This window comes from Diplocloster modestus (assembly GCF_019042245.1).
Classification (GTDB): Bacteria; Bacillota; Clostridia; order Lachnospirales; family Lachnospiraceae; genus Diplocloster; species Diplocloster modestus.
In genome coordinates this window covers 1-23309 of record NZ_JAHQCX010000013.1, presented here as the reverse complement: position 1 = coordinate 23309, position 23309 = coordinate 1, and the positions used below count along the sequence as shown (strand labels likewise).

Sequence of the window (23309 nt, the reverse complement as noted above, 5' to 3'; positions counted from 1 at the left end):
AAGATGGAGACTGGAAAAAAAGTAGTAATTCTGCTGGAAGCATTTTTAGCGTTAATGGTTCTTGCGGCGCTTCTCTTGATGCTGCAGGGGAAAAACGGACAAGACCTGGTTAAGGTGTCTGTGATTGTCCAGAATTCGGATGATGCGCAGTGGGCTGCATTTAAATATGGTTTAAAAATGGCGGCGGAAGATCAGGGAATCGAAGTGTTTATTGCCAATACAGGCGGGTCGACGCTGACCGTTGAGGAAGAAAAGAACCTCATCGAATGGGAGATAGACAATGGGGCGGATGCGGTGATCGTGCAGCCTGTACCGGAGACCGGGGCGGAGGAAATGTTAAAAAAATTCGAAAAAAGGGTCCCGGTTATGCTTGTGGGATCCACGGCGTCAAAAGACAGGACGCTCACTAAGCTTCCTGTCACGGAACCGGACAATTATGCCATGGGCACTGTGCTGGCGGAGGAATTGCTGGCAGACTATAACGGTAAGGTAGATGGAAAAACCATAGGGATTTTCTCAGAAACCAATGATTCGGAGGCAGCGAATAACCGGGAGAAGGGATTCCGGGACAGACTCGCAGATACCCAAGCTGAGATTACCTGGACCGTTTCCGGTCATTCCGGGGAAGCAAAAGAGAATTCCCTGGCAGCCCAGCCCGAGGTCAATTTTGTGGTTGCGCTGGATGATGACAGCCTGACAGCAGCCGGGGAAGAATCTGCGGCCAATAATCTGCATGGAGCGGTCGTGTATGGAATCGGCCGTTCCACGGAAGCGGTCTATTATCTGGACACGGATCATGTGAAGTGTCTGGTGGTGCCCGATGAATTTAATGTGGGTTATCAAAGCCTGACTAAGACGGCAGAAAGCCTCAAGCGTCATTTTCATAAAGTGCAGGGCGAAACAGTTTCCCATAAGGTGCTGCGAAGGGAGACGCTGTTTTCAAAAGAAAATCAGGAAATCATATTTACCATGAGTCAATAGCAGCTATTTTGATGAATGGGAGGAAAAGCAGAGGTATGGAATGAAATCTATAAAATTTTGGATTACAGGTACCATCTTTTGTATCAGTATATGTTCTTTATGCGCCTGCGCAAGGCAGCAGACGGCTCCGCCTGATCAGATTCATGTGGGAGTGACATACTACAATCAAAGTGATACATTCCTCAATGAATTGCTTACCTGCTTTAAAGAGCAGCTCAATACTTCCGGAAGTGATAAACCCATGACACCGGTGACTATCCGGGATGCGGCCGGGTCACAGCGGACTCAGAATGATCAGGTAAAGGAACTGATCGACGCGGGCTGTAATGTCCTCTGTGTGAATCTGGTAGAACGGGCAGATCCGTCGGATATTATTGATATTGCCAGGAATCACGATGTACCGATTATATTTTTTAACAGGGAGCCGGTCAAAGAGGATATGATGCAGTGGGACGGGCTTTATTATGTGGGAGCCGACGCAAAACAATCCGGCGTCATGCAGGGTGAACTGGCGGCCGACGCGATAATTTCAAACAATCAGATCGACCGTAACAGGGACGGGAAGATCCAATATGTGGTACTCGAAGGGGAACCTGGTCATCAGGATGCTATTATCCGTACGGAAAATGCGGTGGAAACCTTAAAAAATAGTGGGATCGTACTGGAAAAATTAGGTTACGGGATTGCAAATTGGAATCGGGCACAGGCACAGAACAGAATGGAACAAATGCTGGGCCAGTTTCAGAATAAGATAGAACTTGTCCTGGCGAATAATGATGATATGGCTCTTGGGGCCATTGATGCCTATGAGAAAACGAATTTAACGGAGTCTGCCTATCCTGTGTTTTTTGGAATCGACGGCACGGAGGTGGGACTGGAAGCAGTTCTTGATTCAAAGTTATCCGGAACTGTATATAACGATAAAGAGGGACAGGCGGCGGCAATGGCAAAGCTGGCGGCTGCTCTGGTTTTGGGGGAAGGAATGGAAGAGATCGAATTTGAGAACGATAAATATATTTATCTCCCCTATGCTAAGATTACAAAGGATAATGCAAGTCAATTCCTCTCGGAAGAAGCACTGCGCAAATATAATCCGGATGCTCCTTTGGCTGGGAACGGCTCTGATTCATCAGCCCCGGGCTTCATAGTACAATATTAAAAGACTGGCCAAAGAAAGGGGCATTTTCGATGGATAACACAACCGGGAATAAAGCTGAAAAACATATATGTGCCGGGCTGCTGGCCCACGTGGACGCAGGTAAGACCACGCTGGCTGAGAGTATTCTGTATCTGACCGGCAGCATCCGCAAGTTTGGCAGGGTGGATCACCAGGACGCGTTTCTGGATACCTTTGCGCTGGAACGGGCCAGAGGAATTACGATCTTTTCCAAACAGGCAGAATTCATGCTGGATGACACCTGTGTCACGCTTTTGGACACGCCGGGACATGTGGATTTTTCCGCAGAGATGGAGCGGACACTGCAGGTGCTTGATTACGCGGTACTGGTGATCAGCGGGACAGACGGTGTGCAGGGGCATGTGATTACTCTGTGGCGGCTGTTGAAACGCTACCAGATACCGGTATTTTTCTGGATCAATAAAATGGATCAGCCGGGGACTGACCGGCAGAAGTTACAGCGGGAGCTGAAAAATAGGCTGGATGAGAGGTGCCTGTATTTTGGAAAAGACCAGGATTCCGATGTGTTTCTGGAAAATCTGGCCATGTGTGATGAGGAATTACTTGAAAACTATCTGGAGACCGGCGGGATAGGGACGGAAGATATCAGAAGCCTGATACGGAATAGGAAGGTTTTTCCCTGCTATTATGGATCGGCACTGAGAATGGAGGGGGTGGAAGAGTTCCTGGAAGGGTTGGCACACTATAGCTGTTGTCCGCAGTATCCGGAGGGGTTCGGCGCCAGAATTTACAAGATTGCCAGGGATCAGCAGGGAAACCGGCTGACTTATATGAAGATAACCGGCGGAAGCCTTAAGGTGAAAGCATTACTGACGAACCGGCATGACGCTGGAAGGTCGAGCGAAAAGGAACAGGCAGATATGGCGGCCTCTGGGCAGAAGGACAGGATCTGGGAAGAGAAAGTGGATCAGATCCGCATCTATTCCGGCCCGCAGTACCGGGCGGTACAGGAGGTTACGGCCGGGACCGTGTGTGCGGTCACTGGCCTTACAAAGACTTTTTCCGGGGATGGACTGGGAATAGAGACGGAGGCGGAGATCCCGGTACTGGAGCCGGTGTTGACCTATCAGATCCAGCTGCCGCCGGATTGCGATCTGCATACGGTGTTTCTAAAGCTCAGGATGCTGGAGGAGGAGATACCGGAGCTGCATATGGTGTGGGTGGAGTCCGCAGGCGAGATCCATGCCCAGGTGATGGGCGAGGTGCAGATTGAGATTTTAAAGAGCCTGATCCGGGAACGGTTCGGCGTGGATGTGGAATTCGGGTCCGGGAGTATCGTTTACAAGGAGACGATCCAAAGTCCGGTGGAAGGGGTGGGGCATTTCGAACCGCTGCGCCATTACGCGGAGGTACACCTTCTGCTGGAGCCGGGGGAACCGGGAAGCGGCCTTGCCTTTGATACGGCCTGCAGTGAGGATGTACTGGATAGAAACTGGCAGCGGCTGGTACTGACGCATCTGGAGGAAAAGGAGCATATCGGTGTCCTGACCGGTTCTCCGATTACAGATATGAAGATAACACTTACCGCGGGCCGGGCCCATCAGAAGCATACCGAGGGAGGCGACTTCCGGCAGGCGACCTACCGGGCAGTGCGCCAGGGATTAAAAACGGGCGATTGTGTGCTGTTGGAGCCGGTCTACGAGTATCGTCTGGAGATTCCTGCTGAAAAGGTGGGGAGGGCCTTGTCCGATATCCCGAAGATGTGTGGAACTTTTTCGGGCCCGGAGACGGATGGGGACATGTCCATTCTGACCGGAAGCTGTCCGGTGGTTACCATGAGGGATTACCAGACCGAGGTTACAACGTATACCGGCGGTAGGGGAAGGCTCTCCTGTACGTTAAAGGGGTATGAGCCTTGCCATAACGCCGGGGAGGTGATCGGCTCCGTCGGATATGATTCTGAGAAGGATCTGGATAATCCTACGGGTTCTGTGTTCTGTTCCCGTGGCGCTGGCTTTGTGGTCAGCTGGGACCGGGTGCGGGACTTTATGCATGTGGAGAGCGGATTTGATTCCTGCAGGGAGGCGAAGGGCATAGAACCGGACACATCTGTAAATACCGGCTGGAGCGAAGCTTCTCCGCAGGTGGACGAAAAAGAGCTGGAGGAAATCTTTGCCCGGACTTATGGAACGGTAAAGAGAGAATCACCCGGCTGGGTCAGAACCCCGGGAAGGACTCAAAAGGGCAGAAGTACAGAGCATGGAGAACGGCCAGGCAGTGATACAGAGCATGGGGGCCGGGCGGGCAGCGGCAGTGACAGCAGCCGTGGCAGGAGCATAAAGCAAAACCGGCCGGAGGATGAATACCTGCTGGTAGACGGTTACAATATTATATTTGCCTGGGATGATCTGAAGGAACTGGCAAAGGTTAACATTGAGAGTGCCAGGAATAAACTGATGGATATTCTGTGCAATTATCAGGGATTTCTGAAAAACACGCTGATTCTGGTGTTTGATGCCTATAAGGTGGAAGGCGGTCAGGGAGAGATTTCCAGATATCACAACATCTATGTGGTATATACAAAGGAAGCGGAAACCGCGGATCAGTATATCGAGAAAACGGTTCACCGGATCGGACGCAGGTATAAAGTGACGGTTGCCACATCCGATGCCACGGAGCAGGTTATTATTCTGGGACAGGGAGCGAGAAGACTTTCGGCCCGGGGGTTAAAGGAAGAGATCGGGTTGATCAACGAGCAGATCCGTAGCGTCATTCATAATAAATATAAGGGCGGCAGGAACTACCTGTTTGAATATCTCCCGGAGGATATGACGGAAATCATGGAAGAAGTGCGGCTGGGGAGAAAAACTTTTGAGATGGACCACAGCGGCCAGGATGCTGATTAGGAAGAATATGAACCAGAGTACCGCCGGCATCAGTGCATGAACAATACATGCAGCTGATTGCCGGCAGTGTCAGTTTTTTGGCGCCTCGCGGTTTTGCTTTATTGCCGGGATCTACAGTCTTTTACATAGCTCCTCCAGCTCCCGGTGTGTATTCGTGATCGCGTCCTGGACTTCCAGCTTGTCATCCAGCAGTTCATAGATCCATTTGCAGACAATGGCATCGATCTCGTTCTGGGATACGATCTGCCTGTTTTTCAGGCGGGGCGGGATCGGCGGTTTGCAGTAGGTGTAGGTAGAGTGATAGAGAGGAAGCCAGGGATAGAGCTTGACCAGTTCATCATTCGTATAAGTGGAGGTGATCGCCGATTGGCCTCCTAACAGGGTCAGGTAGTTGGCCACCTGTTCATCACAGGTCCACTTCAAAAACTCGAAGGCTTCCTGCTTGTGCCGGGAGACTGCACTGATTCCCATGCTCCAGCCGCCCAGGAGCGGACAGTGACCGGGAATATGGTGATAGCCGATGGAACCGACCAGACTGCTTCGGCGCAGATCTACGATGTCTGTCAGAAAAGATGGGTAGGTGATCAGCATGGCCGTCTCGCCCTGAAGAAATTCCTGTACGATGCTGTCGTCGGTGGCCTCCCGGTAATTGGGCTTGGCAGCCTTAACGGATCGCATAAAATGGATGTAAGCTTTCAAAGTCTGGGCGGAATCCAGCGTCACCTCACCTTCCGAATCAAAAAGCTTCCCGTTATAGGCACGCAGCCGCATATAGATCTCAGGGGCAAGGCATTCATCATAAGCAGCGGGTACGGAGATTCCGTAATCTATGCGGTCTGATTTATTGGTAAAGAAATCGGCGATGGTGTTAAACTCCTTCAAAGTAAGCGGCGGACGGAGTGTGATATTATTCTGCTTTTCATAGGCGGCCTTTAAATCGGGATCTTCGAACAGATCTTTTCTATAATAAAAGATCTGCGGCGCGTACATAAACGGAATCCCGTAATAGTGCTGTTTATAATTACTGTAATACTTCAGACAGCCTGGCAGGAAGATATTCAGGTCGATCGATTTGAGCTGCTGGGTGATATCTTCCAGAATATGGCCGGAGGCCAGAGCCGACAGCCAGGGAATATCATACATAAACACATCGTAAGGGTCTTCCTCTGCGGCTGCATGGCTGTGATTTTCCAATATCTTATCATACATATAATGATGGGGCAGGATCGTGATGTCCGCGTGGATATTCGTCCTGTTTTCAAAGTTGCGGACTAACCCCTGAAGCGAGTGGACCTGGGGAGTATCCATCATAAGAATGCGGACTGTTTTCTGCGGTTCGCTTTTTTTGTCCGATTTGTCCGTAACGGTAACCGTTCTGACAAGAGACATGGGTTTATTTAGAGACGTGTCCCGAAGGATAATCTTTTCATTTTCTTTGGTGGAAGGAGATTTGAGCTGCTCCAGCAGCAGGTTGGACGCAGTCAGCCCCAGCTTGATGGCAGGCCTGGCGGCGGAAGCATTTGTCATGGAATGGGTATAAAGATTCCAGTGTTCCTCCCCCAGCGTAATCACAGGGATGTCTTCCGTGCGGTATCCAAGGATCGTAAACGCCTCAATGATCCCGGTGGCGATGGATTCCGATGTGGCGATGATGGCGTCGGGCTTACGCTTTTTTAACAACTGTATTGTTTTCCGAAAGGCGTCCTCTTTGCTCAGATTGGTTTTCAGCAGATAGGCTGGGTCTGGCTTGGGACCGTTCTGGCTGAGCGCTTCCTGAAATCCGCTGATACAGTCGGCTTCGCAGTCAAATTTGGGCGGGCCGCTCATCAGATAAATATTCCGGTACCCGTAATCTAACAGATAGGTAGTCATATATTTTATGATTGAGAAATTGTCAAAAGAGACAAAGTTCGCGTCCAGACTGTGGATGCTGCGGTCGATCAGGACCAGCGGTCTTTGGTCGGAAGTAAAATAATCATAGTAAAATTTCCAGTTGTCAGGCTGGCAGGAGACCAGGATCAGGCCGCAGATCTGTTTCTTAAGAAAGTTGCGGACGATATTCTGTTCGTAATCCGGGATATCATAGGAAAATGCCAGATTGACATAATAGCCTGTATTCTGAAAAGTATTCTCAATTCCCTGAAACATCTGTACATAATACGAATCATTCAGATTCGGCAGAATTACTCCGATATCGTTATAAAAATTGGATTTCAGGCTTTTGGCCGAGAGATTTTGGGAATATTGCAGGGCGTCCACAGCTTCCTTGATCCTCTGCGAAACCTCTCTGCTAACCGGCTTGGTATGATTCAGATAATTCGATACGGTGGCAATGGAAACATCTGCTAGTTTTGCCACGTCTTTTATCGTAGCCATGGACATCCTCCCCTTTAACTTTCAGGCCTTATTTCTTATTCTAACAGAAAGTTCCGCCGGCAAAATTTTTGTTATTCAAGTAAGAAATTAGAAGTCCCGTCAGCGAAACTCTTTTATACACTATAGCATATCTATATTTAAATGTAAAGTGAAACGTTTAAATTAAATTAAAGTAAAAATGAAGTGAAAATATTGACTGAACCGCGTAAAGCAACTAGAATATAGAACAGAGGGTTACATAGAGAACAGTATTTAGGGTAGTGGGAATGATAAATGAGGTTGCTCATTTTATCATAAAATTTTAAAGGAGGGTTTTATTTTATGAAAAAAGCACTGGCATTACTCATGGTGGCAGCGATGTCACTGGGACTGGTAGCATGTGGATCTTCAGAGAAACCTGCGGACGCTCCGGCAGAGAGCGCGGCACCTGCAGCACCTGCGGATACCGCGAAACCGGCAGAATCACAGGCTCCGGCAGCAGACAGCACAGGGGAAAAGCAGACCTATAAGATCGGTGTCTCCATCATGGAGCTGACCGCGTATACCTGGTATCAGGGTGTGATCGATGGCTGCAACCAGTGGATGGCGGATCATGGCGATGAGTACGGAGTAAACTTCGAATTTTCGTTTGAGGATTCCAGATCTGATGTCCAGACGATGCTGACCAATGTGGAGAATATGGCAAGCGCAGGCAGCGATGGCATTATCCTGTTCCCGGCCGACGCGTCCTCCGCGATCCCGACCATGAAAGAACTGGTAGGCCAGGGAATCCCGTTCGTAATCGGTGATTATGCCCAGGAGCCCAGCTCGGACAGTGACGTGGTATGGTCGACCTTCGTAGGCCATGACATGAAAGCGCTCGGTAAGAAAGCAGGAGAAGAGGCGATCAAATATCTGGATACTTTAGGAAAAGATGATCCGGTATGCCTGTTCATCTCCCGTCCTACCTCCGGTCAGGTGTCTCAGGACCGTTTTGACGGATTTAAGACGGCAGTTCTTGAAAAATATCCGAATGCCAAGATTATTGAGGAAGGCGATACCGGCGCAGGTAACCGGGATTCTGCCCAGACCTTGATGGAAAACGTTCTGCAAAGAGAATCTGTAATTGACGTTGTATGCGGACATAATGACGCGGAAGTGGTTGGCGCTTACTATGCGGCAGTGGCACAGGGCAGAGACGAAACGAAATTCATCGGTATCGCCGGTGATATCGACGTATTGACCTGGATCTCCGAAAACAATGACAAATGGCTGGCAGAAGTCCTGCAGGATCCGGTAGTCCTGGGTTATCAGGCTACGGATGCTATGTATAAAACTTTAGTATTAAAAGAAGACCTTCCGGAAAATTATGACCTCCCGGAACCGGAAGCGATCACACCTTCCAACATCACAGATTATGACTGGAAGAACTGGGGTTGGCTTGGCTGATCTAAGCGGCAGAAAGTATCTGTAAACGGATATCGGTTTGAAAAAATAAAAGACGGCGGGACTATATTGCCCGCCGGCTTTTATAAGCGAAAACAAACATACTAAAAATAAAACAGGGGGTTCGATGAATGATCAATTTGTTACCTGAGCCGAAACGGCTGATCGAACAACAGGGCTTGACAAAACCATTTACCAAAATCTGTCTGAACTCTGAGGAAAAGAATCTCGATCTGAATGAATTACTGGAAATAACAGAACTTCGTCTGTGGAATTATAAAGAAATCAAAACTGCTGTTGGAGAAGGCGGCAATGACGGCGAGATGCCGGTACATATTATTTTATCGCTGGACGGCCTGGACGCGGAGAACCCGGAACTGCTGGCGGCCCAGGGTTATGATCTGAACATCCGGGAAGATGGGATTGTCATAAAATATGAAAACAGAGCCGGCTTTATTAACGCGGTGACTTCTTTGAAAATGCTGTTCCAGGAAAGCGGCGGCGCTTACCGGCTGCCGCTGTGCCAGATTACCGATTATCCGTCCCTGCCGGTGCGGGCCATTGCCCAGACCTTTTCCTGGTACGCGGGATACGGCAGATTCGGATTCGACAGCCAGCTGTGGGGATATGAGGACTGGGTACAGTATCTGAATATCTGCCTGGACAATAAAATCAATCAGTTTAATCTCGTGATGTACGGATACTGGCCATTCGATATGCCCGACCATCCGGAAACCGTGTTCCGGGATGTTCCGATCAAGATATGGAATGCGGAGAACCGCAGATGGCTGACCGTACGGTACACCCACCCGAACCTGGAAGAACCCTATATGGATAAATTCATCCGGCTGGCGCATAAGCTGGAGGTCAAAATATTTGCCTATGTGGGCCTGAACTCCTATAACGGCGCATTTTCCATCAAACATCCCGAAGCCAGGATGAAAGCACCCAAATCCAGCGGTTTCCTGAATGATTTTGACTCGCTGTGTTTAAGTTATCCGGGAACCGTGGATTATATCATCGAATCCATGCGCCAGATCGCCAGACTCGGCTTTGACGGCTATACACTGGAAGAGAGTGAGGAAGGCTTCTGGTACTGCGAATGTGACGAGTGTAAGAAACGCTGGCACGCCATCAGCAGCTCACCCGGTGAGGCGAAGCACAAGGCAAACATGTGGCTGCTGCAGAAAATCTACGACGCGGTGAGGGAGATCAATCCGCAGGCTGTGATCGGAATCCGGGCTTTCCGTCAGCCGCCACTTGAAAAAGATCCGTCATTCTTAAAAGAGTGTGTGGACTCCATGCCGAAGGATATCATGCTGTTCTGGGCGCCGGGCCTGTATGTGCCGGAAACCGAATTCCCGAAGTGGTGTGAAGCATTTGGCAGGGACAGGATCTGGGCGAGAGACACAGAATCCAATTCCATCACGTCCACCATGGGACGTCTGTACCGGACCTTTCAGTCCAATATGATCCGCTATGAGGATGAAACCAACGAACAGGTCATCGAGACAGATATCCGTCAGCATAAGGGCAGTGTGAAAATGGGAGTACACGGCATCAATGGATTTATGTTTGAATGGTACGGTCTGTTCATGCACCTGTTCGCCCACGGCAATTACGGCTGGGGTTCCATGATGGAGGAGGAAGAGTTCTATCAAAGAGCCTGTGAACTGAACTTTGGCGCATTGGGAGAAACCATCCTGTATGTGATGAAAAATATAATCACCATTCACGAGAGCCAGATCCCCCTGTACACGACAGCGTTCCCGTTCCAGAAGAACAAGATGACGCAGGAGGACATTCCCGCTATCCTCGCGGCCAAGGCAAACCATGAAAATCTGATGGCGAAGATTCATATGCTGCAGCAGGAAGCCGGCAGGAATGAAAAACTCTATCCCTGGCTGACCCATTTCGACCGATGGGAAAATGCGCAGCGAAGAAACGCCGTGATCTATGACATGGTGCTGGCGGCGCTGGCCTATGAAAAAGAGCAGGATCCGGAGAAGAAAGAACAATTATTGGATGAAATCCTGTATCTGAATGAAAAAGATTTCGACATCGTAAAAGAGATGTTCTTTGATATCAACCCGGTAAACGAGACGGGTGTGAACAGCTGTATGTTCCCCTATCATGAACTGAAACGGCTGATTTACAATATCAGACATCCCGAGGCACCGGATGACGCAATCATCTGTTCTGGCGTGGAAGCCCTTGGGTGGTTATGGCTGTAATTTGGAAGGAGTTATCAAAATGGGCGAAAAGAAAACGGATGTAACACCCTTGATTGAGATCAGGAACTGTACGATGGAGTTCCCGGGCGTGAAAGCGCTGTCGGAAGTGAATTTCACGCTGATGCCGGGAGAATGCCACGCCCTGGTCGGAGAAAACGGAGCCGGAAAATCCACACTTTCCAAGTGTATTACCGGTGAAAACAGGATGACCAAGGGTGAACTGTTCGTCAAAGGCGAGCAGATCAAAATACCATCCTACAGTGTAAGAGAATCTCAAAGCAGAGGAATCGCTATCGTTCACCAGGAGTTTACACTGATGAGCGACATGAGCGGCGTAGAAAATATATTTGTAGGACGTTACGAGAAGAAACATGGGCTGATCGATTGGAAAGCGCTGGACCGACGCGCGCAGGAGATGCTGGATTTCCTTCAGTGCGATATCAATCTGCATATCCCGGTCAAGCATTTAAGGACGGCGGAGAGGCAGATCATCCAGCTGGCCAAAGCACTGTTGGATGACCCCGCGATTATCATATTTGATGAGCTTACGGCGGTGCTGCAGGAAAAGGATATTGAAAATATTTTCCGAATCATCGGCCTGCTGAAGCAAAAGGGGATCGGTATCGTCTACATATCCCACCGGCTCAACGAGGTGTTCGAATGCTGTGACTCCTACACGGTTTTGTGCGATGGCCGCTATATCAATTCCGGCAAAGTGAAGGATATCGACAACGGACAGCTGGTGAAGATGATCATCGGCCGGGAACTGGCCAATGTCTATCCCCCGATCAATGAGGATCTGGGAGAAGTGCTGCTGGAAGTGAAAAACTTAACGGCGCCGAAGGCGTTCCGGGACATCAGCCTGCAGGTACGGCAGGGGGAAGTGGTTGGCCTCGCAGGCCTCTTGGGAGCAGGTAAAACCGAGCTGGTCCAGGCGATCTTCGGAAACCATAAGATCGTCAAAGGGGAAGTTCTGGTCAAAGGAAAACCGGCCCGATGCCGCAAGCCGTTCCAGGCGATCCGTCTTGGCATGGGGCTGGTGCCCGATGAGCGCCGGACGCTGGGACTAAATATGAAATTCGATATCAAAGACAATACGACCCTGCCGTCCATGAAACTGTTCCGGAAGATGGGAATTTTCCAGGATCACGAGGCGGAGTCAAAGGCCGCTTTTGATATCAATGAGAAGATGAATCTGGCCTACTATTCCCTGTGGCAGAACGTAAAGAAATTGTCCGGCGGCAATCAGCAGAAAATCGTCATTGCCAAATGGCTGCTGCGGGATGCGGAGATTTTTTTGCTGGATGAACCGACCCGTGGTATCGATATCGGCGCAAAATTTGAGATATACCAGCTGATTCACGAGCTGACGAAACAGAAGAAAGCGGTAATTCTGGTATCCCCGGAAATGGAAGAACTGATCGGGCTGTGCAACCGGATCTACATCATGTACGAAGGCGCAATTATGGATGTTGTGGAAGGTGAAAGAAAGACACAGGAAGTCATCATCAATAATTTGTTAGGAGTGAACGCATAAATGAATGATTATAAGACAAAATCAAAAAAATACAGCGGCGGCGCCAAAGCTCTGCTGACCGACTGGATGATTTTATTTCTATTTATCGCACTGTTTATCTTGTGCTGTTTCAACAGTAACTTCCGCACCACGAACAATATCATGAATGTGCTGCGTCAGGCATCCTTCGTAGCTATCATAGCCATGGGAGAATTCTTCGTAATTCTGATCGGGGAGATGGATATGTCCATCTCATCCACCATCGGATTGGTCTCGATCTTCTTTGCCGGCTGTACGGTTAATTACGGATTGCCGATTTGGTTATCCTTCCTGATCGTGGTCCTCATATCCGCGGCGGTAGGAGTGGTCAACGGCTGCCTTGTGGTATACGGCAAGATGCCGTCGTTCATCGCGACGCTGACCATCATGAATATGCTGAAAGGAATCAACTATATCTACTCCGACGGCCTGCCGATCTCAGGTCTGCCCGACAGCTTCGGTAAAATGGCTCTCGGAAAACTGGGAATCGTGCCTTATGCGGTTATATTGATGGTGGTCGTGGCATTTATTCTGTATATGTTTACTGCACATACGGCCATCGGGCGCAGCTTCTTCGCAGTGGGCGGTAATAAGGAGGCTTCCAAACTGTCTGGTCTGAATGTCAACTTCATCGCGATCCTGGCATTCGTCATGTGCGGAGTACTGACTTCGATCGGAGCCCTGGGGCTTACGTCCAAGACCCAGTCCGGAAACGTAACACTTGGTGATAACCTGCTGTTTGATGTCATGACGATCTGTGTGCTGGGCGGCACCTCTTTGACAGGAGGCCGGGGACGCGTGGTCGGTATCGTGATTGGCGCTTTGTTCCTGCAGGTCATATCCAATATTATGGTACTGATGGGTATCAATACATACTGGCAGTGGGTAGTAAAAGGTATCATTCTGGTCGTTGTTGTTTTGATCGATTCTTTCTCCAAGAAGGATTGATCGTAAAAGGAGAGATTGCATGCGCAGACAGGTATTCGGTCAGATCGGGAAATTAAAGCCGGATAAGATCCAGGAATATATTGAGCTTCATGCCAACGCATGGCCCGGGGTCCTGGAAACCATCCACAAGTGTAACCTGCGGAACTACTCCATATTTATACAGGGTGACAGTGTATTTGCCTATTATGAATATATCGGAGACGATTATGACAAAGATATGGCTCTGATGGAAGAGGACCGCATCACCCAGGAGTGGTGGAAGCATACGAAACCGTGTTTTATAAAATACGCCATTTCTCCTGACAGTGAATTTTACCACGACATGCAGCAGATATTTTACTATGAATAACGGACGATAAATTTCTTGTTCAATTAGGATCACTTTCCTAATGAATAAAAGCTGGGACCAGCGCGGCGTAAGCTGCGGTCAAATAAACAAATTAAGAGACAGAAATGAGGGTGAGAAACATGGGTTATGGACAGAAGGTATGGGTATTTCCCGATGCGGAACTGCCGCCGGTAGGCGTGAACAGTATCCCGGGACACGAATCCATTATCATTACAAACACGGGAAATGCGGATGCCCATATCAACATTACACTTCTGTATACCGATCGGGAACCGGTTCGGAATATCCCGGTTACGGTAGAAGCAGAGAGAGTGCGCTGCCTAAGGACTAACGAGGAAAAAGACTTTGGCGCGCATACGGCAGCCTTTGGGGAACAATACGCGATTCTCCTGGAAAGCGATGTACCTGTTGTCGCACAGTACGGCAGGGCGGAGCCGCGGACAGTGGCATTTTATACAACTACCGGTTATAGTTGTGGTTGAGTGAAATAGCTATATCAAACGCTTTAGGGCAGTGTATATAGAAAATATGATGCATCGCACGTAAGCGGCTGAAAGCTGCCGCTAAGTGCTCACAGCGAAAAAAATTGGAGGATAAAACTATGGCAGAACATGGAAGTATCTGTATTCCGGCTGAGGAATACAAAGAGAGAGCAAAGAAAGCGGGACAGATCCTGCAAAGGGAAGGGCTGGATGCCCTGATTGTAAATTCCAACGAATCGGATTACGCCAACGCGCGTTATTTTTCCGGATTCTGGCCGCTGTTTGAACGCTGCGGCGTAGCGATCAATCCGGCAGGGGAGGCTGCGCTGATGGTAGGGCCGGAGAGCCGTGAATTCGCCGCGGACCGCTCCAGAATCGACAAAATCTTCGTCTTAAAAGAATACCGGGAAGGCGCAGATCCTGCTTATCCCGAACTCCAGGCCGATACCTATCACGATGTATTCAAAGCATTAGGGATCACGGGCTCCAAACTGCGCATCGGTGTGGCCAGCTATCTGGATACCTCCGTCGTCATCATGGAAGGCATCAAAGCCGCCTTCCCGGAAGCTGAGATCGTGCGGGCCGATCAGGTGATGGTAGAGCTTCGTTCCATCAAATCCGTGAATGAAATCAACTGCCTGAAGGAAGGCTACCGGATCGCGGAGCTGGCAACCCAGCAGGTGATCAAAGAAATTCGTCCCGGAATGACTGAGCTGCAGATGGTCGGTGTAGCTGAGAGAGTGGTATATGAAAACGGAGCGGAATACGAAGGACTTCCGATGTATGTATTCTCCGAAGCGTCCACCCGCCATGCGATCTCCCGTTCTTCCTACCGGAAATTCGAAAAGGGCGATATCGTACAGTTGAACCTGTCCGCGAAAATCGACGGCTATTCCGCTTCCATCGGTTATCCCATCGTTCTGGGTAAACTGGAAGGGAACAGAAGAGATGTGGTCATGTTCGGACTGGAAGCCCACAACTGGACACAGAAACAGATCAAGGCCGGCGTGATCGCCGCTGATATCGCGAAGAATTTCTATCAGTACTATGTGGAAAATAATTACCAGGATAACTTTGTCTACGGACCGATGCATGGTACCGGTATGATCGAAGTGGAAGCGCCCTGGGTGGAGACGATCTCCAACTATGCGCTGCAGCCCAATATGACGTTCCAGATCGACACATTTATCTCCACCAAGACCTTTGGGGTCCGCTGGGAAAAAGGAATCGCAGTTACCGAGAGCGGATGCGACGTACTCTCACCGGAAATCGGGAAACTGTACGAACTGGAATTCTAGGCCGCTCCCGAAGGGGGCCTGAGAGAGCTTGAAAGGAGTTGATCATAGATGCAAATGGTTGATATGTTTTTTAAGGAACTGGAGGACGCGAAGAAACGGAAGGTGCCGTTTATTATCCCGATCGGGACGATTGAGTATCATGCGCTTCATGCCAGCTGCGGCACGGATACGATGGTGATTAACGGAGTGTTAAGAGAGCTGGAGAAAACAAAAGAGATTGTGGTGTGCCCGCCGATTTGGTACGGCGTGGCCAGCTATGCGGTCGGCGGACCCGAGACAGGCACGATCCATGTGGATGTGGATGCTTATGAGAATTATATCTATTGCATTCTGAAGTCGCTGATTTATGGCGGCGTGAAAAATATTTATTGCGTAGCACACCACCAGACGGAGGAAGCCGGGCTGATGCCTATGACTCTGGCCTGCCATAAGGCGGCGAAGAAGGTTACGATGGAGTTTATGGAGGAGACCAGAGGTAAGGGCTGGTGGGGCAGTAATGATTACGCCGATTATTATGAGAATCTGGGTTCAGGTGATGATCCCTTCTCTTATATCAAAGTAATCCCTCTAATGAGCGCAGAGTGCCAGCATAAGATCGGCGGGTTTGACCATGCCGGTAAGTTTGAGTCGAGCCTGATGTATGCCCTTTATCCGGATCATGTGGATCTGGAGAGGACGAAGGAGAATACGGAGTGGTTCGCGCTGAATTCGGTGGAAACCAGTATGGAGCTGGGGCAGTTTATGGTGCAGTGCGCGCTTAAGTCCCTGGAAGAGATTATCGTTTAGTATGTGATTGTTGAAGTTGTGTGAGGAACAGAACCTTTTTCAGCTTATGGTCTGTGGATTACAAGACCATGGGCTGGTGAAAGGTTCTGTTTTTTGTGGAGGGGACGGACACCTGGCGGGCTGCGCCCTGGTTTTCGGACAGTCTCGGGGGGGATGACGGAAATTCGGGGTTGTAAAATTTTCCATTTAGCAGTATGATTAATTACAGTTATTTGGGGTTAGATCTTAGATTCAGCTTCTGAGATTTTCATGATTCAAATTAATGCAAGTTTCTACAGGGTTGGGCGGCAGTGAGCCGGTACGACTTTATCGAACCTATTTACCATTGAAAGTATGTTAACTGTAATACAGGAAATTGCGAGGCGTCTTTTGGAAGACTGCTGGTTTGTTTTTGGTGGAGGATGTCATGTGTTGGAAAAAATGAAAGAAAGTTTTCAAAAAAATTTTGTTCATGCAACTTTGAACTTTGTTTTTATCATTATTTTTATCAATGTGTTTCAGGCAGTATTCGGGGCGGAGAATACTATCGTGGGGGTGATCTTTACGATTATGATGTCGGCTTCCATGGTCAGAGATATGACGGCGACTCCGATGAAGCATCTGGTGGTGCAGGCAGGGGTGCTTGTGTGGATGGGGGTGGCCTCGTACCTGGTGAATACACTGAATCCCTATGCCGCACTTCTGGTTAATCTGGTTACGGTGTTCTGTATTTTGTATGCGTTTACGTATGAATATTCGAGTCATATGTATTTCCCGTATATTCTTTCCTATCTGTTTCTGGTGTTTATTTCACCGGTCGGTTTTACGCAATTGCCCAAAAGACTGCTGGGGCTGTTGGCGGGGGCGGTTTCGATTATCGTTTATCAACTCTTCAATGGGCGTAAGCGTGTGGTGGAGACGGCGCAGGATGTCCTGACATCTATGATCGGGGAGGCTGAGGCGGGGATCCGGTATCTGCTCAATGGGGAAGGAGAGATGGCTGATCCGGCGGATGTGCGCAATACACTCTGCAGACTCAGCAGGACCGTGTATGAAAGGCGCAGGAAGGTACTGTGTGTATCGGACGCCAGCTTCTCTATGATCGATGCCGGACGGGGGATGGAACATATTATTCTGCTGCTGCATGAGTTGGAAGGGAATATGACAATAAAGAGGAAGGAACTTCTGAAACGGGTTGCCGGACAGCTGGAAGAGTACCGGCGCTTTTTGAACCGGCAGACGGACCGGATTGGGGAGCCTGACCGGCTGCAGATGATACAGGATGCAGAGGATGTTGTGCAGGAGGAGTTTTATCATTCACTGGTTTATATCTGTGATCACCTGATCCATATGACGGACCCCCAGAAACGGACGAAATACCACCGGACGGCCCTTTCCCTGTCGCTGCGTTTAAAGGCCGCCCTGGATGTCAGCCCGGTGCGGGTAATTTATGCGCTGCGCGTCTCTGTTCTGCTGGCGCTGTTTACGCTTCTTGTACAGGTATTCCATCTGGAACACGGGAAATGGCTGCTGTTTACGCTGGCGTCCCTGTCCCTGCCTTATGCGGACGACGTGGGAGTCAAGACGCGTAAAAGGATCGTGGCAACCATTGCCGGCGGAATGGTGTCGGTGGCTGTATTCGGGCTGATATCCAACCCTGCGGGAAGGACGGCGGTTATGATGCTGTCGGGATACCTTTCCTTTTATTTTTCCGATTATACCGGTACCTACGCCTGTTCTACCATCGGAGCATTGGGGGGAGCGGTATTTATGGGGGCTTTTGGAGTGGGGGATGTGGGACAGATGTTCATGATCCGCCTTACCTATATCGGGATCGGAGCGTTGATCGCGCTGGCCGCTAACTGTCTGATCTTTCCCTATCGCCGGAGTATGGCTACAAAACAACTGTTGGAAAAATATGCGGCTACCACAGGCATGCTTGCGAAGGTATGCTTTGAGGAGGACGTGGATCCACAGCTCTATTATGAACTGGTGATCCAATCCCATCTGCAGGAAGAAAAATTGTCCCAGAACGCGTCGCTGGGCGGTTGGGATGAGATATATGAACTGCTTCAGAGGGGACGCGCAGCGGTCAGAAGAGCCCACAGGCACAGGGCGCTGGACTGGTAAGCGTGTTATGCCATTTTGTTGCCGTTGGCAGTAAACTTGAACTTGGCGTTCAGCAGTTCACATGCCCTTCTGCACATCAGCATCCGCTGTAAAAAGATCTCAAAATAATCCAGAATCGAGCTTATATTTTCATCCAGGTTAATATCCAGATGAACCGTTCCTTTTTCCTTATTAATTGTGACCCGTGACTCAATGGCGGCATAATTGACCCGATCATGGGAATCGAAATTCGCCAGATCCTTATTGCGGACCCGGTTTCGTCTGACATCGGTCTTGTCGGCCAGGATCACGGCGGCGGACACAGGGGTGACCGCGGTCCCGGTTTTCTCATCATGATTACCGATGGCTGATACGATGACCGCGGTATCCTTATCGTCCATACCCAGTTCCCGCAGGATCTGAAAAGCCATAATTGCCCCGGTATGTGCGTGATCGTGCCGGTTGACTGAATTACCGATATCATGCATATAACCTGCGATTTTTGCCAGCTCAATTTCCTTTCCGGAATATCCCAGTTCCTTCAGGATCTTTCCCGCTGTCTCGGCCACCTTAACCGCATGGACTCTGGAATGATCCGTATAACCTAATATACCCAGGACTTCATTTCCCGACTGGATAAAAGTTTTAATTTCCGCGTTTTCTTTAATCTGTCCATATGTGATTTCCTTGTTTTTGGGTCTCTCTTTATTTTGACTCATTCATCTACCTGACTTTCTTTCGTTTCTATAAAGTACTTTCTTAGTGTAACTACCCTGTGTAAAAATTATAAGTGATTTGTGTTAATATCCGGTTAATAGGAAAGGCATTTCATCTCATCTTCAATCAGTTATAAAGATTAAGGTATACTATACCGCATCCCTTAATGCATGCCCTCCGGGCAGGTCGCAGCATAGCTGCTCCATAAGGTATTATTTCTTTAGTTGTAGGATTCTTTCCGCTATGATAAGATAGATAAGAAACGTTTACGCGGTAATGGAGTGAAGGAGTGCCGGTTATGAATGATCAATTGACTCAGAGTGACATAAAAAAGATACAGGAAGAGATCGAATACCGGAAGCTGGTGGTCCGTAAGCAGGCAATCGAAGCGGTGAAGGAAGCCAGATCTCACGGTGATCTCAGTGAAAATTTTGAATATTATGCGGCCAAAAAGGACAAGAACAAGAATGAGAGCAGAATACGCTATTTGGAGCGCATGATTAAGACCGCGCGGATCATATCGGAGGATTCAAAGGCCGATGAGGTTGGACTGAATAATCTGGTGGAGCTTTATTTTGAGGAGGATGAGCAGTCGGAGGTCTATAAACTGGTCACTACGATCCGCGGTAATTCCCTTAAGAAAATGGTCAGCACCGAATCCCCCATCGGGAAAGCCATCCTGGGACGTAAAGCAGGGGAGCGGGTGCTGGTGAAGGTGAGTGAAGATTATGGATATTATATCGTCATAAAATCCATAGATAAAACGGCGGATGACGATGATCCCATCCGCAGCTTTTAAGGCGGGGCCGGATCGCGGCCAGGATGATTTGGACATAAATAATAAAGGGGTTAAACGCAGTGAAGAGAGTATAAGGGAGTATTCTAAGCGAAAAGAAAAGGAGTATAGTTTATGGCATTGAAAATTATCACGGATTCTGCGGCAGACCTGCCGGATTCGGTGAAAGAGAAATATCATCTGCATGTCATACCGACACCGGTCACGATCAACGGGACTGATTATTTCGACGGGGAGACGGTTTTCCCGAAGGAATTTTATGAAAAGCAGAGGGCAGGAGCCGACATCTCCACGTATCATATTAACAGCCATATGTTCGAGGAACATTTCCGGCCATTTGCAAAGGAAGGAGACCAGGTTATCTATATCTGTTTTTCTACCGGCCTGGCAGGCACGATGAATGCTGCTCTGCTGGCCAGAAAACAGCTGCTGGAGGAATTCCCCGAATTTGACCTGACGATTCTTGATTCCAAGTGTGCGGCTCTGGGCTTTGGCCTGCTGGTCTACTATGCCCTGCGCATGCAGGAATGCGGTGCAGGCCAGGAGGAGATCATTCAGGCGGTAGAATATCACAAGAGCCATATGAAGCATATTTTCACGGTCGCCACTCTGGAATACCTATATAAGGGGGGACGCTTAAGCCGGACCGGAAAGATGGCGGGGGATATCCTGAATATCCGTCCCATCCTGGAAGTAACAGAAGAGGGTTCTTTAAAAGCAGTGGAAAAAGTGAGGGGCAGGAACCATTCGCTGACCAGATGCGTGGAACGTGCGGCCGAAAAGAATCCGGATCTGAAGAATCAGATCGTGGGAATCTGTCATGGCGACGATTACGAGAGCCTGGAAAAGGTAAAAAAGATGCTGGAAATAAAATGTGGCTGCACCAGATTCATGGAAAGCTATGTGGGGTGTGCGATCGGCGCACATACAGGGACGGGAATCATTGGTATCGTATTTTTGGACGAGACATCGCCGTATCTGACAAAGTATAAGGTGATGCCGGAGGTGTAATTTGTGCTTTTGCCGCGGTTTCCTGTGACTGTTCCGGGAAACGGCGGAACCGATGCAAACCGACAGATCCTTACCCCGGGATCTTAGGGAGTTCCGTCCCGTTGCGGCACAGCCGAAAAGTTGCGTGTAAGTTGGTGGAAAGCAACCGCGCAACCAGCTAGAATAACTAAAAAAGGGGGATACTTATGAGAATCGGAGAACAGATCAGGGCACGGCGTGAAGAGCTGTGTCTGACTCAGGAAGAGCTGGCGGAAAAACTGGACATCAGCAGACAGGCGGTATCGAAATGGGAGTCCGGCGTGTCAGTACCCACAGCGGAGAATCTGCGGCGGCTTTCGCAGACACTGGACGCGCAGTTCGATAAAACAGGAAAAAAGGACGCCGACCCGCATTCCATTGCCGATCCGGATTCCATCGCGGATCTGTGGGACTACGTGGAGGAGAGCAAAGAAAAGGAACCCGGGGATGATCCGTGCCGGGAAGCGCAGCACGGAAAAGTTCAGGTGAAGAATAAGAAACAGCCGCGGGTGCCCCAGGAGAGGACAGGGAGGGGCTGGAAAGCCGCGGCCATAACTGGCTGGCTGATATTGGCGGCCGTCGGCTGTTTTGCCGGATACCGGTATCTCTTAAGACTGGCAGAGCCTGCTGCGGACCAGATACATACGCCTCAGCAGCCGCCTGCTGAGATCACGGGCGTTTATTTTTATGATAATAAGGGAAACGAAGTACTGGAGGAAGAAAACGGATATCCATTGTCGGACTCGGATGTATTGATCGCTGTGTACCGTGGGGAAGCTCCGGATACCGTGTCGGTTTGTATGGCAGGGAGCGGTGCCGGAACGGAGGAGGAAGGCATCGTGATCAGCGATATCGAAGAGAGAGGATACGTGCTGATTCCTCTGAACAGTTCAGATATATCCCTGACAGGGCAGTTAAAGGTAGTCATGCAGACCGGCATCGGTTCTGTGTCATCCCGGAATTATCCTGTCTATTATGAGGAAGCACGGTCCGGCGGGGATGCGCCTGCTTCTGATTCCAACGTTTTCGACACTTCTGGTTATGCGGACGGAGAATGGATTGCAACCGACGAGGTGGATAAATTTACGGCGGATTACCTGGAAGAGCTGGAGAACGGACAGCGCACCAAAGATTTCGATGAGACTGATGTCCTGCTCAGCTTCCTGGCTGAACTGAATCCCAGCCTGCCGGGCTGCAGCCGGCGGATCGGGGAGAGCAACAGTGAATACGAGGTGTCGATCCTGGATCTTACCGGAGCAGGGGCCGACGGGACACTTTGGGTGAAAGTGCGCAGAAAACTGCTGGATACCTCCTACAACAAGGATTTGGAAGTCTGGTATGTCAGCGAGTATAAATATGACAGCAGGCCCTATGAATAGATGCCGCTAATTTTAAAGAAATCTTAAAAGAATACAGCCGGAGATTGAGCTATACTAACCTTATAGTAGAAAAATGAAACTGTGATTCGGAGGAATTTACTATGATTATAGGTTTGCTCATCATCGGACTGCCGCTCAGCGCCCTGGCATCAGTGATTCTGTATCTGCCATTTTTCCTGCGGGGAAGAAAATATAAAATGCCCGGGGCCCGGCATCTGGCCTGCTACGCACTGACGGTAATGTCAGCCCTTATCATCTATGTCACTTTGCTGGTCGGCGGCATTTCGTTCTTTCCGGATTACCGTCTGCTGAATTTGCAGCCCTTCGTCTGGCTGACACACACCTATGAGATGGGATTTGCAAGAATGATCCAGCAGTTGGTCTCCAACATCCTGATGTTCGTTCCCCTGGGTTTTTTGATTCCCATCGCTTTCCCGAAGCTTAGATCCTTTTGGCGGATGTCCCTGTGCGCTCTGGGAATAACGGTTCTGATCGAGATCGTCCAGTATTTCACCGGGCGCTCTGCGGATATCGATGATGTAATTATGAATACCGTGGGCGGAATGATCGGGTTCGGAATCTACGCCGGTATTAACCTGCTGTTTCGGCAAAAAAACTGGTGGAGGAAGGCTGTGGGAAAGTGACGGGAACTGTAATATCCACACGTGAGAGCGATGTACTTGACTGTATACAGGTTTAGTATGATCCACAGCGGAAAAAAGAGACAGCTTAAGCTGTCTCTTAGGGGAGACTGTCCGAAAACCAGGGCGCAGCCCGCCAGGTGTCCGCTCTGTACGGACGTATCCTATGGGGCGCCCGCCA

Annotated in this window: 18 protein-coding genes; 16 read left to right on the top strand and 2 right to left on the bottom strand. The window is 49.5% G+C overall.

Going from position 1 to position 23309, the window contains the following annotated elements; translation table 11 throughout:
* Nucleotides 1–3: 3 nt before the first annotated feature.
* Genes KTH90_RS16975 through KTH90_RS16965 form a run of 3 tightly spaced genes read left to right on the top strand, consistent with a single transcriptional unit; the run spans nt 4 to nt 5025 of the window.
* The gene (locus KTH90_RS16975; RefSeq protein ID WP_238727096.1) at nt 4–981 is read left to right on the top strand and encodes a sugar ABC transporter substrate-binding protein; all 978 of its coding nucleotides are present in this window, start codon (nt 4–6) and stop codon (nt 979–981) included.
* A gap of 40 nt (nt 982–1021) precedes the next feature.
* A complete protein-coding gene (locus KTH90_RS16970) occupies nt 1022–2140 on the top strand; it encodes a galactose ABC transporter substrate-binding protein (protein WP_158354367.1) in 1119 nt (372 codons plus the stop codon).
* A 29-nt stretch (nt 2141–2169) separates the two neighbouring features.
* Nucleotides 2170–5025: a translation factor GTPase family protein gene (locus KTH90_RS16965; RefSeq protein WP_238727095.1), complete on the top strand. Its 2856-nt coding sequence runs from the start codon at nt 2170–2172 to the stop codon at nt 5023–5025.
* Nucleotides 5026–5136: 111 nt separating this feature from the next.
* On the opposite strand, the gene KTH90_RS16960 is transcribed toward KTH90_RS16965, so the two are convergent.
* A complete protein-coding gene (locus KTH90_RS16960) occupies nt 5137–7401 on the bottom strand; it encodes an extracellular solute-binding protein (protein WP_238727094.1) in 2265 nt (754 codons plus the stop codon).
* 321 nt (nt 7402–7722) lie between these two features.
* Between KTH90_RS16960 and KTH90_RS16955 the strand changes: the two genes are divergently transcribed.
* The 9 genes from KTH90_RS16955 to KTH90_RS16915 all read left to right on the top strand — a co-directional run bounded on the left by KTH90_RS16955 (nt 7723) and on the right by KTH90_RS16915 (nt 18587).
* Nucleotides 7723–8829: a sugar ABC transporter substrate-binding protein gene (locus tag KTH90_RS16955; protein WP_158354361.1), complete on the top strand. Its 1107-nt coding sequence runs from the start codon at nt 7723–7725 to the stop codon at nt 8827–8829.
* Between the two features lie 128 nt (nt 8830–8957).
* Nucleotides 8958–11060 (top strand): glycoside hydrolase family 20 zincin-like fold domain-containing protein, encoded by a 2103-nt coding sequence (locus KTH90_RS16950; protein WP_238727093.1) that lies wholly within the window; start codon nt 8958–8960, stop codon nt 11058–11060.
* 19 nt (nt 11061–11079) lie between these two features.
* Nucleotides 11080–12597 carry a sugar ABC transporter ATP-binding protein gene (locus tag KTH90_RS16945; RefSeq protein WP_238727092.1) on the top strand — a complete coding sequence of 506 codons (1518 nt, stop codon included), beginning with the start codon at nt 11080–11082 and terminating at the stop codon, nt 12595–12597.
* Nucleotides 12598–13563, top strand: coding sequence for an ABC transporter permease (locus tag KTH90_RS16940; RefSeq protein ID WP_158354356.1), 966 nt, complete (start codon nt 12598–12600; stop codon nt 13561–13563).
* A 19-nt stretch (nt 13564–13582) separates the two neighbouring features.
* The gene (locus KTH90_RS16935) at nt 13583–13912 is read left to right on the top strand and encodes an L-rhamnose mutarotase (RefSeq protein WP_158354354.1); all 330 of its coding nucleotides are present in this window, start codon (nt 13583–13585) and stop codon (nt 13910–13912) included.
* Nucleotides 13913–14016: 104 nt separating this feature from the next.
* Entirely contained in the window at nt 14017–14394 is a 378-nt protein-coding gene (locus KTH90_RS16930; RefSeq protein ID WP_158354352.1) for a sensory rhodopsin transducer, read from the top strand.
* 119 nt (nt 14395–14513) lie between these two features.
* Entirely contained in the window at nt 14514–15692 is a 1179-nt protein-coding gene (locus KTH90_RS16925) for a M24 family metallopeptidase (RefSeq protein WP_158354350.1), read from the top strand.
* 48 nt (nt 15693–15740) lie between these two features.
* Entirely contained in the window at nt 15741–16478 is a 738-nt protein-coding gene (locus tag KTH90_RS16920) for a creatininase family protein (RefSeq protein WP_158354349.1), read from the top strand.
* 408 nt (nt 16479–16886) lie between these two features.
* Nucleotides 16887–18587, top strand: a complete 1701-nt coding sequence (locus tag KTH90_RS16915; RefSeq protein ID WP_330656065.1) for an FUSC family protein — start codon at nt 16887–16889, stop codon at nt 18585–18587.
* A 5-nt stretch (nt 18588–18592) separates the two neighbouring features.
* On the opposite strand, the gene KTH90_RS16910 is transcribed toward KTH90_RS16915, so the two are convergent.
* The gene (locus KTH90_RS16910) at nt 18593–19285 is read right to left on the bottom strand and encodes an HD domain-containing protein (RefSeq protein ID WP_158354347.1); all 693 of its coding nucleotides are present in this window, start codon (nt 19283–19285) and stop codon (nt 18593–18595) included.
* 296 nt (nt 19286–19581) lie between these two features.
* On the opposite strand from KTH90_RS16910, the gene KTH90_RS16905 reads away from it, so the two are divergent.
* The 4 genes from KTH90_RS16905 (at nt 19582) to KTH90_RS16890 (ending at nt 23131) form a co-directional block, all read left to right on the top strand.
* Nucleotides 19582–20082: a GreA/GreB family elongation factor gene (locus KTH90_RS16905; protein ID WP_238727091.1), complete on the top strand. Its 501-nt coding sequence runs from the start codon at nt 19582–19584 to the stop codon at nt 20080–20082.
* Nucleotides 20083–20193: 111 nt separating this feature from the next.
* Complete coding sequence (locus KTH90_RS16900; protein WP_158354345.1) at nt 20194–21090, top strand: DegV family protein; 897 nt, start codon at nt 20194–20196, stop codon at nt 21088–21090.
* 185 nt (nt 21091–21275) lie between these two features.
* Entirely contained in the window at nt 21276–22487 is a 1212-nt protein-coding gene (locus KTH90_RS16895; protein ID WP_158354344.1) for a helix-turn-helix domain-containing protein, read from the top strand.
* Nucleotides 22488–22588: 101 nt separating this feature from the next.
* Complete coding sequence (locus KTH90_RS16890) at nt 22589–23131, top strand: VanZ family protein (RefSeq protein WP_238727090.1); 543 nt, start codon at nt 22589–22591, stop codon at nt 23129–23131.
* Nucleotides 23132–23309: the final 178 nt, after the last annotated feature.

Bases quoted from the DNA above. Each gene is read 5' to 3' on its own strand.
- KTH90_RS16975 (WP_238727096.1), top strand. From the start codon at position 4: ATGGAGACTGGAAAAAAAGTAGTAATTCTGCTGGAAGCATTTTTAGCG.
- KTH90_RS16970 (WP_158354367.1), top strand. From the start codon at position 1,022: ATGAAATCTATAAAATTTTGGATTACAGGTACCATCTTTTGTATCAGT.
- KTH90_RS16965 (WP_238727095.1), top strand. From the start codon at position 2,170: ATGGATAACACAACCGGGAATAAAGCTGAAAAACATATATGTGCCGGG.
- KTH90_RS16960 (WP_238727094.1), bottom strand. From the start codon at position 7,401: ATGGCTACGATAAAAGACGTGGCAAAACTAGCAGATGTTTCCATTGCC.
- KTH90_RS16955 (WP_158354361.1), top strand. From the start codon at position 7,723: ATGAAAAAAGCACTGGCATTACTCATGGTGGCAGCGATGTCACTGGGA.
- KTH90_RS16950 (WP_238727093.1), top strand. From the start codon at position 8,958: ATGATCAATTTGTTACCTGAGCCGAAACGGCTGATCGAACAACAGGGC.
- KTH90_RS16945 (WP_238727092.1), top strand. From the start codon at position 11,080: ATGGGCGAAAAGAAAACGGATGTAACACCCTTGATTGAGATCAGGAAC.
- KTH90_RS16940 (WP_158354356.1), top strand. From the start codon at position 12,598: ATGAATGATTATAAGACAAAATCAAAAAAATACAGCGGCGGCGCCAAA.
- KTH90_RS16935 (WP_158354354.1), top strand. From the start codon at position 13,583: ATGCGCAGACAGGTATTCGGTCAGATCGGGAAATTAAAGCCGGATAAG.
- KTH90_RS16930 (WP_158354352.1), top strand. From the start codon at position 14,017: ATGAGGGTGAGAAACATGGGTTATGGACAGAAGGTATGGGTATTTCCC.
- KTH90_RS16925 (WP_158354350.1), top strand. From the start codon at position 14,514: ATGGCAGAACATGGAAGTATCTGTATTCCGGCTGAGGAATACAAAGAG.
- KTH90_RS16920 (WP_158354349.1), top strand. From the start codon at position 15,741: ATGCAAATGGTTGATATGTTTTTTAAGGAACTGGAGGACGCGAAGAAA.
- KTH90_RS16910 (WP_158354347.1), bottom strand. From the start codon at position 19,285: ATGAGTCAAAATAAAGAGAGACCCAAAAACAAGGAAATCACATATGGA.
- KTH90_RS16905 (WP_238727091.1), top strand. From the start codon at position 19,582: ATGAATGATCAATTGACTCAGAGTGACATAAAAAAGATACAGGAAGAG.
- KTH90_RS16900 (WP_158354345.1), top strand. From the start codon at position 20,194: ATGGCATTGAAAATTATCACGGATTCTGCGGCAGACCTGCCGGATTCG.
- KTH90_RS16895 (WP_158354344.1), top strand. From the start codon at position 21,276: ATGAGAATCGGAGAACAGATCAGGGCACGGCGTGAAGAGCTGTGTCTG.
- KTH90_RS16890 (WP_238727090.1), top strand. From the start codon at position 22,589: ATGATTATAGGTTTGCTCATCATCGGACTGCCGCTCAGCGCCCTGGCA.